4 protein-coding genes are annotated in these 6,917 nt (G+C 58.7%); all 4 read right to left on the bottom strand.

Going from position 1 to position 6,917, the window contains the following annotated elements; translation table 11 throughout:
* Positions 1–490 precede the first annotated feature (490 nt).
* Positions 491–2,530 (bottom strand): M3 family metallopeptidase, encoded by a 2,040-nt coding sequence (locus tag B9Z49_RS14140; RefSeq protein ID WP_108354069.1) that lies wholly within the window; start codon positions 2,528–2,530, stop codon positions 491–493.
* Positions 2,531–2,667: 137 nt separating this feature from the next.
* Positions 2,668–3,519, bottom strand: coding sequence for a bifunctional methylenetetrahydrofolate dehydrogenase/methenyltetrahydrofolate cyclohydrolase FolD (gene folD, locus B9Z49_RS14135; RefSeq protein ID WP_108354068.1), 852 nt, complete (start codon positions 3,517–3,519; stop codon positions 2,668–2,670).
* 77 nt (positions 3,520–3,596) lie between these two features.
* The gene (locus B9Z49_RS14130) at positions 3,597–4,223 is read right to left on the bottom strand and encodes a response regulator transcription factor (RefSeq protein ID WP_108354067.1); all 627 of its coding nucleotides are present in this window, start codon (positions 4,221–4,223) and stop codon (positions 3,597–3,599) included.
* A 28-nt stretch (positions 4,224–4,251) separates the two neighbouring features.
* Positions 4,252–6,750 (bottom strand): PAS domain S-box protein, encoded by a 2,499-nt coding sequence (locus B9Z49_RS14125; RefSeq protein ID WP_108354066.1) that lies wholly within the window; start codon positions 6,748–6,750, stop codon positions 4,252–4,254.
* Between the last annotated feature and the right edge of the window lie 167 nt (positions 6,751–6,917).

Genomic DNA, 6,917 nt, shown 5'->3' with positions numbered 1-6,917 from the left:
TGAGCCTTGGAAATTACACAGGAATGGGAAAACGAGTTTCAAATCGGCACCAAATAAAATTGACCGCTAGGCCACGCCAGTATTGGCTTTCTCTACAAATTAACCCGGTTTAACCGGACACTACTGATGTACTTAAAAAGGTCATGGTAATTTTCAAATAATTTTTTGTTTTCGAAGGGTGTGATCGCAGGGCGGAGGGGCTGTGATACCAAACGTAGCGATCTCATCAACATTTTTTAGTCAGAGTACACGCAGTTTAAAAAACATTTGATAAGGCCATGAATCTGTGTGCGTGTGAGACCATCTCGGTAGCATCGAGGCGTTAGATCTTTTTTAATTATTATTTTTATAGAAATTAACAGAAATTTTAGCAGTTTATTGATCAGATCATCATAATTCCGCAACAGTTTTAAGGTCTTTTGAAGCACTGAGCCTCGCGTTTGTCACGAAGCCAGACTCCAAGCTCTGCATCACGCTGAGTTACTGGCCATCACCCGGCGACCATGCCCTGATGCCGCAGCAAGGCGTCTAAGCTGGGCTCGCGGCCCCGGAAGGCTTTGAACGATTCCAGCGCCGGGCGGCTACCGCCCGCTTCCAGAATGGCTTGGCGGTACAGACGTCCGGTTTCCACGCTGGGCGTGCCGTCGGCTGCGGCGGTTTCTTCAAAGGCGGCGTAAGCGTCGGCGCTCAGCACTTCGGCCCACTTGTAGCTGTAATAACCGGCGGCGTATCCGCCTGCAAAGATGTGGCTGAAGGTGTGGGCCATGCGGTTGAAGGCGGGCGGGCGCATCACAGCCACTTCGTCACGCACTTGGCTGAGAAGGGGCATGAAGTCTTGCACCGGGTCGTGCTCAGAGTGAACCAGCATGTCGAACAGAGAAAACTCGATCTGACGCAGGGTTTGCAAGCCGCTTTGAAAGTTTTTGGCGGCCAGCATCTTGTCAAACAGCGCACGCGGCAGGGGCTCGCTGGTTTCCACATGTGCCGTCATGTGGCGCAGCACCGACCATTCCCAGCAGAAGTTTTCCATGAATTGGCTGGGCAGCTCAACCGCATCCCATTCCACACCGCTGATGCCCGAGACATCGCGCTCGTTCACTTGCGTCAGCATGTGGTGCAGTCCGTGGCCGAATTCGTGGAAGAGGGTGATCACGTCGTCGTGCGTCAGCAAAGCGGGCTGGCCGTTCACGCCTTCGGCGAAGTTGCACACCAGGTGCGCCACGGGCGTTTGCAGAATGCCCGTATCGGGGCGCTGCCAGCGGCCACGCACGTCGTCCATCCAGGCGCCGCCGCGCTTGCCGGCGCGGGCTGGGGGGTCAAGGTAGAACTGGCCCACCAGTTGGCCTTCGCGTTCGATGCGGTAAAAGCCCACGGCGGGGTGCCAGACCGGGGCTTGGTCGGCGCGGATGTTCACTTCGAACAGGGTTTCAATGATCTTGAACAGCCCGGCCAGCACTTTGGGGGCGGTGAAGTATTGCTTGACCTCTTGCTCGCTGAAACTGTAGCGCGCTTCCTTCAGTTTTTCGCTCAGGTAAGGCACGTCCCAGGCGTTCAGCGGGCCAGTGATGCCCAGGGTGTTGGCTGCAAATTCGCGCAGGTCGGCCAGGTCTTTTTCGGCAAAGGGGCGGGCTTTGGCTGCTAAGTCACGCAAGAAACTGATGACTTTTTCGGGTGACTCGGCCATCTTGGGCACGACCGACACCTGGGCGTAGTTGTCAAAACCCAGCAGGAGGGCTTCTTCCTGTCGCAGGGCCAGGATTTCTTTCATCAAGGGGGTGTTGTCGAAATGTTGGGTGGCTTCGGGAGCTTGATCCGAGGCGCGGGTGACGTGGGCTTTGTAGAGTTGCTCGCGCAGTGCGCCGCTGTCGGCGAACTGCATCACGGGCAGATACACCGGCATTTTGAGCGACAGGCGGTGGCCTTCTTGGCCTTCTTTTTGGGCGGCGTCGCGGGTGGCCTGCACCACGTCGGCGGGCACGCCTTGGAGTTGCTCTGCGCTCACGTAAAGCGCAAATTTGTCGGTCGCGTCCAGCGTGTTTTCGCTGAACTTTTGCGTGATCTCGGCCAGCCGTTCCTGGATGGCGGCGTAGCGTTCTTTGGCCGCACCTTGCAGTTCGGCACCGCCCAAGACAAAACCGCGCAGGGCATTTTTGCGGGCTTGCGTTTGCTCGGTATTGAGGCTGGCGGCGTCAATGTCTTTGTATTTGGCGTACAGGCGCTCGTCGCTGCCCAGGCGCGTCCAGAACTCGGTCACGCGGGGCAGGGCGGCGTTGTAGGCGGCGCGCAATTCGGGGGTGTCGGCCACGCTGTTGAGGTGACTGACCGCACCCCAGGCCATGCCCAGCCGCTCTGTGCTCACGTCCAGGGTCTGGGCAATGGCTTTCCAGTCGGACGGAAAGTCGGCGGCGGTGACGGTGTCCAGGGCTTTTTCTGCGACGGCCAGCAGTTCGTCCAGGGCCGGAGCCACATGCTCGGGGGCGATGCGGTCAAAAAGGGGCAGGCCGGTGGCGTTGAGCAAGGGGTTGGTCATGGGGGGTCCTAGGGTGGTCGGTCAAGGATGAGGGGGAGATGGTTCCCGGGTCAAGACCGGGATGACAGAAAAAATGCCTTGGATGACAGAAAAAATGCCCGGGATGACAGAGAGGTATTCAAGCCTTGCATGACAGCTCACTTGGAGGCGCGTTCGGCTGCTTCAAGGGTGTTGACCAGCAGCATGGTGATGGTCATGGGGCCGACGCCGCCGGGCACCGGGGTGATGTGGCTGGCGACTTGTTTCACGCCTTCAAAGTCCACGTCGCCGCAGAGCTTGCCTTCGGCGTTGCGGTTCATGCCCACGTCCAGCACCACCGCGCCAGGCTTGACCATGTCGGCTGTGAGCACATTGCGCTTGCCCACGGCGGCCACGATCACGTCGGCTTGCAGTGTCATGGCCTTCAGGTCGGGGGTGGCGCTGTGGCAAATCGTCACTGTGGCGTTCTTTTGCAAAAGCATCAGCGCCATGGGTTTACCCACAATGTTGCTGCGGCCAATGACCACAGCGTGTTTGCCGCGCAGGTCGTAGGCAATGCTGTCGAGCATCTTCATGCAGCCATAGGGTGTGCAAGGCCAAAAACCAGGCATGCCGGTCATCAAGGCCCCGGCGCTCGCGATGTGAAAGCCGTCCACGTCTTTGGCGGGGCTGATGGCTTCGATCACCTTTTGTGCGTCGATGTGTGCGGGCAAAGGCAGTTGCACCAGGATGCCGTGGATGCTGGGGTCATTGTTGAGCGCTTCGACGCGGGCCAGCAGGTCGGCTTCGGTCAGGGTTGCTTCGTACTTCTCCAGCACCGAGTGCAGGCCGCTGTCTTCGCAGGCCTTGACCTTGTTGCGCACATAAACCTGGCTGGCCGGGTTGTCACCCACCAGCACCACGGCCAGACCTGGCGTCACGCCCTTGACTTTGAGGGCTTGGGCACGGGCGGTGACTTCGGTGCGCAGTTGTTTGGAGAGCTGGTTGCCGTCAATCAATTGGGCGGTCATGTGTGAGGTATCAAAGGGTCAGAGGAAAAATGCAAAACGCCCGGCGGGTGCGGGCGTTTCAGTCGGGTGTGGATGGATCAGGCCTTGGGTGCGTTTTGCCCCAGCGCGATCTTGAGCAAATCGGCCACGGTGTTGGCATTGAGCTTTTCCATGATGTTGGCGCGGTGCGCTTCAACCGTCTTGATGCTGATGCCCAGATCGTCGGCGATCTGCTTGTTCAATCGGCCTGCGACGATCCGTTCGAGCACCTGGGCTTCGCGACCTGTCAGTTTGGACAGCAGGGCATCGCGGCTGGCGGCTTGTTGGAAGCCTGCAAACGCCTCGCGGGCTTCGTCCAGCATGCGCTCGACCAGGCCCAGCAATTCTTGTTCCTTGAAAGGTTTCTGGATGAAGTCCATTGCGCCTTTTTTCATGGTCGTTACCGCCATGGGCACGTCGCCATGGCCAGTGATGAACACGATGGGCAATGGGGATTTGCGCTCGATCAGACGGTCTTGCAATTCCAGTCCGGTCATGCCACCCATGCGGATGTCGGCGATGAGGCAGGCCACTTCACGCGGGTCGTATCGGCTGATAAAAGACTCGGCACTGTCAAAACAACGCACCCGGTAATCCTTGCCTTCGAGCAACCACTGCAAGGAATCACGCACTGCTTCGTCGTCATCGACAACATAAACCGTGCCTTTTTTCGGTATCAAACTCATTCGTTTACCCCAGTGGTTTGTTGTGTGATCAGTCGGTTTCTACCGGTATCCAGAAGGAAAATCGACATCCTGTCACTTCGGCCGAATTGTAGAGGTTCTCTGAAGTGATCCTGCCCTGGTGAGATTCGATGATGCTTCGGCATAAATTCAGGCCAATGCCCATGCCCTCCACTTTGGTCGAGAAAAACGCCTCGTAGACCCGCTCGGTGTCTTCGACGGGCAAGCCCTGCCCGGTGTCACTTACCGAGAACTCGACCACCGATTGCTGGCCAAGTTGTTTGGGCACGATGCGCAATTCGACCTGGCGCTGCCCTGAGGGGCGCTGGGCGCTGTCGATGGATTCGGCCGCGTTCTTCATGAGGTTAATCAGCACCTGCTCAATCAAGATCGGGTCCACCATCAGCTGGGGCAGGCGGGCGGCCACATGGTGGGTCAGGCGCACGTTGCGCCGGCGCATCTCGATTTCGGCCAGCTCCAGCGATTCGTTGACCATGGCCGAAACGTCGGACAGCGTGCGGTTGGGCTCGCTGCGTTTTACAAAACTGCGGATGCGCAAAATGATTTGCCCCGCACGCTGGGCCTGACGGGCCGTTTTGTCCAGGGCCGCCAACAGGTCTTCTTCATTGACTTGCTGTGTTTTGATGCGTGAAATCATGCCGCTGCAGTAATTGCTGATCGCCGTCAGCGGCTGGTTCAGCTCGTGCGCCACGCTGGACGCCATCTCGCCCATGGTGATCAGACGGCTGGCGTTCTGGGCGCGTTCAGCTTGTTGCTCGGCCAACTCTTCGGCCTGGCGGCGCGGCGTGATGTCGCTGGCGATCACCATTTGCGCCAGACGACCGTCGGCCCAGTTGATGTAGCGCGAGCGCACTTCCAGCCACTTGCCCAGATCGGGCAAAAATATCTCTGCGTTGCCTGGGGAGGCAACCGTCAGGCTTTCGGTGGGCAATCCCGCCAAGTCATCGACATCTTCGGATGCTTGCTCGCCGCTGTAGGCACCCGCCTCCTGAACCAGGCGCAAATGGCCTTCGGTGTTCTGTCCAAACCAAAGCCGGTAGAGTTTGTTGGCAAAGAGCAATTCTTGGCTGCCCAGCGGGGCCACCGAGACCGATGCGTCGAGGGCTTCGAGCACGATGGTGAAGCGCTCGTGCGAGCTGGCCAGTTGCTCGCGAATCCGGTTGGGCTCGGTGATGTCGGTCATCGAAGTCATCCAGCCGGTTTGTTTGCCCGTGGCATCGATCAGGGGTGAAACGTACATGCGTGAATCAAACAACTGGCCGTTTTTGCGTTTGACGCGCACTTGAAAACCACCTGCCGAGTGCTGGCCACTGATTTCTTCTTCCAGCCGCTTCATGAGCAACTCGCGGTCTTGGTCGGGCCAATAAGGAAAGGGCGCCACAGCACCGACCAAATCGGCCTCGTTCCAGCCCGTCATCTGGCAAAAGGCGGGGTTGACGTAGGTGATGCGGCCCCGCAAGTCCAAGGCGCGCATGCCTGTGAGCATGGAGTTCTCCATGGCGCGGCGGAAATTGGTCTCGGCCACCAGGGCTTTTTGCGCCTGCAGTCGTCTGCGGGTGTGACGCCAATTGCCGATCAGCATCCAAGCGGTCATCCCGCTGAGCACGTTGACCAGCCAAAATAGACCGCTGCCCACCAAGCCTTGAGAGGTGCGCCAAGCCTGCGCTCGAAGGACCAAGTCGTTACCCACTGGGGAGACAGGGACCTCGTAATCGTTGTTGCGCCTGTCGCTGCCCGGCAGCAACCACCACATGGCTATGCGTTCGGGAATGACCTGACCGGCCAATAAACGGCTGCTGCCGTCCTGCAGGGCCACTGCGTACTTGGCCAGCACCTCTGTTGGTATGCCGTAGCGCAGCAGACCTTCCATGCTGTATTCGGCCAGGATCACCCCGCTGAATCGCCCTTGGTCGCTGGTCAGGGGGGTGTGCAGCTGCAGCACCGACATTTGGGTGTCGCGGTCGGCCTCGGCATCGAGCTGACCATAAATGGGCTGCATCAGGTCGCGAGCCAGACTGAAATGGCTTTCGGTTTCCCCAATTTTCAGCACCGTACCCGCGCGCAGTTGCTGACTGGGTGAGATGCTGGAAATGCTTTGGTTGGCCACGATGCGGCGGCGGTCATCAATCCAGGTCAATGACAAAAATTCTGGGTATTGCTGCACCAGGGCCTCGGCGCGCAACAAAAATTGATCGGTGCGGATTTCCTTGTTGGACACATCCCGCGCGAGGCGCATGACTTGCTCTTGCCTCTCCAGCAAGCGCAGGCGCAGGCGCTGTTGGGCGTATTCCACGTCGCGTTTGATGGCTTCTTGTTCCCGCGCAATTTCTTCGACCCTCAAATACCAAAACGCGCTGGCAATGGCTGCCAAAAAAAGCACCACCGCAGCCACGGGGGCCAAGTTGGCGAAACGGTCCTGCCGATTCGGCGACTGTCTGCGCCACCACGACAGCCACCAGGCCCATGGCCCGACTTTGGTCACGACCGAAGCTGCTTTGTTCAATTCCATGGCTTGAGTTTAGAGGACAAGGCTAAAGAGCTGGCCCGGAGATGCTGAAATGTCTGCGCAGCTTTTGTGTTTGTCATTCATGTGCTGATGTTGTTTCTGTGGGAGCCCACCCTGTGGGCGATGGTTTGCAGGGCGTGTGCCACGCCCATCGCCCACGGGGTGGTCTC

Origin of the sequence: Limnohabitans sp. 2KL-51, from assembly GCF_003063645.1 — a bacterium.
Lineage (GTDB): Bacteria > Pseudomonadota > Gammaproteobacteria > Burkholderiales > Burkholderiaceae_C > Limnohabitans_A.
This window is presented reverse-complemented; position numbering and strand designations above follow the sequence as displayed.